Genomic DNA, 2,390 nt, shown 5'->3' on the forward strand with positions numbered 1-2,390 from the left:
CCACGCCCCCTGCGTCAAATCGCCACATCTCTGCCATGTGCTAGTCTCCCGTCAGTACACGAACACGATAACGCCCGGCGCGCCGCCCGACGGCTGGCCGGCCACATTCGTCATCGTGATGCGCCCGAGCCCGTCGCCGCCACCGCGCCCGTAGACCAAGCCGGCGAAGACCGGAGCGCTGTTCCATGACACGAAGCCCACGTCGTTGAAGAACTGCGACATCGAGCCCGGGCGCCCAGAGATGTTGGTCCACGGCACCACGATGCTGTTGCCCAGGTGACCAAGCCCCGCCTTGCGCAGATAGCCATCACTGCCGTTCGTGACCATCACCTGGCTGATGCCCGGGTTCTCGTCGTTGCCGGAAACTTGGCCGAGGTAGTTCGCGATCACATGGCCGGCATTGTTTCGCTGCACGACCGTGTTCCCGGTCGCGTTCGTGTCTGCGACCAGTCCAGTGATCCCGGGCGCCCCGCTTACCCGCCCCCACGGCACAGTGCCCACGGCCAGCTGGCCGTTCGCATCGAAGTGCCATTTCCATTGACCCTCGGTCACGGAGTACAAGCCGCCGGCGCCATCTGCGATGGCGAACATCAGCGTGTACAGCTTCGGGCTATCGCCGGCCTGGATCCCGGCCCACCCCTGGTTCGCACCAGTAAGCGACAGCGTGCCGTAGTTGATGGCCGGTGTGTTCTTCACGTACCCGGTCGCCTTCTCCACCCAGCTGCTGCCGTTGAATTCCTGGATCAGTCCGCCGGTGAAGCGCTTCGCGCCCGCCGGCGGGCTTGTGACGGCGCCCACGTAGGCCGGGTCCATCCACTGCGCCAGAGCGCTGAAGGAGGCCTTGATCTGCGGCAGAACGCCGGTGTCGTAGCGGTCGGTGGTGACGGGCTTGCTGAAGTCGATCGGCATGGTGGCTCGTTGATGTTGTCGTGTTGTTTGTCTTGATGGAGGAGGCTCACTGATGAGGCTCAATACCCGCGTGCGGTCCAGCTGCCCGTGCCGGTGACCTTCTGGCCGGTCTGCGGATTCAGCAGGTAGACGGTGAAGCCGGTCGGGTTCGGCACGTCCAGGAAGTCGACGATGGGCAGCAGTGCCGTCGTCCCGTTGGCCTGGCACAGCGGCGTGTCGGCATCGATGAAGGGCACCGCGAACGGCACTGCGACGCCGGCCGCCGCATTCATGATCACGAAGCGCCCTGAGTCGGTCTTCAGCTTGTTCGACAGCTTCACGTCGAAGCTGGTGATGCGGATCAGGTTCGCGCCCGCGCTGCAGCTGAAGCTCCACACCACCCGGACGTACCGGAAGCTCGCCGCCAGCACGCTGGTCGCGCCCGCCGCTGCGGCTGTCCAGGCGTCTGCACTGTTCAACTTCGTGTGGATCTGGCAGCTGGACGTGACCTGGCCGGCGACCACCGTCGTGCCCAGTGTCACGGTGACGATCGTCGGCGGCAGCGCCGTGCCGTAGTCGAAGGTCTCGTCGTAGGTGGCGGCGGCCACGCTCGGCTGTGCGTACAGCGGGAAGCCCGCGTCGACCTGCTGCTGCGGCGTGGTCCAGCCGTGCGATTCGAAGTGCTGCGCCCAGGTCTCCGGTGCAACCGGCCCGAGCAATGCGCCGTCTTCCAGGAACAGATTCGTCGCGGTGCCGCTGAACGTCGAGCGGATCTGCGTGCGCAGCACGTAGTCGGGCGGTTGGTTGATGGTGGCCGCGATGCCGACAGGCGTGCCGGTGCTGCCGGCGCTGTCGAAAGCCGCGACCCAGTACGTGAAGACGCCGGCCTGCTGCTCGAAGATCGCCGTGAAGGTGCTGTTGCCATTCGACCCAACGATGGCACCGACTGCCCAGCTCGCGCCCTTGCGGACCTCGTAACGGTCGATCGGGAGACTCCCCGTCGTCGGGGCGCTCCAGTACAGCAACGCGTTGTTGTCGACGACCTCGGCGCGCGACGCGACGATCGCGCCTGGCGCGGTGATCACGGTGTCAACGGACGAAGCCGCTCCGCGGTTGCCTTTCACGTCGATCGCCGCAACCCACCAGCGCCTGGCGCCGCCCCAGTCGATACGGCGAAGGTGCCGCGTGATCTGGAACACGCCGACGACGGTGGCTGTGGCGAAGCTGTCGCCGAAGCGCAGCTCGTAGCCGCTGATCGCAAAGGCGCCCGGCACGCCGGTGTAGTCGAGTTGCAGGTCAGTGCCGGTGATGGTCGCGTTCAGCGCGGAGATCGCCGGCGCCGTCACCGTGCCGGCCACGGCCGTGGGCGTGCTGCGATTGCCGAGCGCATCGACCGCGGCGACCCAGGCGGTGAAGGCGCCGCTCGCCTGAACCGCCCACAGGTGCGAGGTGCCGCCGAGCTGCTCGATCACCTGGGCGGTTGACCAGGTCGCGCCCTGACC

Annotated in this window: 2 protein-coding genes; both read right to left on the minus strand. The window is 66.9% G+C overall.

Annotated elements, in window-relative coordinates; translation table 11 throughout:
- Positions 1–51: 51 nt before the first annotated feature.
- Positions 52–909 carry a hypothetical protein gene (locus AC1D12_RS31045; protein ID WP_477845052.1) on the minus strand — a complete coding sequence of 286 codons (858 nt, stop codon included), beginning with the start codon at positions 907–909 and terminating at the stop codon, positions 52–54.
- 59 nt (positions 910–968) lie between these two features.
- On the minus strand, positions 969–2,390 hold a 1,422-nt coding region (locus AC1D12_RS31050), incomplete at its 5' end, for a phage tail protein (RefSeq protein WP_477845053.1).

The sequence above is a fragment of the Rhizobacter sp. P1_G5 genome (assembly GCF_056405435.1).

Excerpts from the sequence above, each read along its gene's own strand:
- AC1D12_RS31045 (WP_477845052.1), bottom strand. The coding sequence starts at position 909 with ATGCCGATCGACTTCAGCAAGCCCGTCACCACCGACCGCTACGACACC.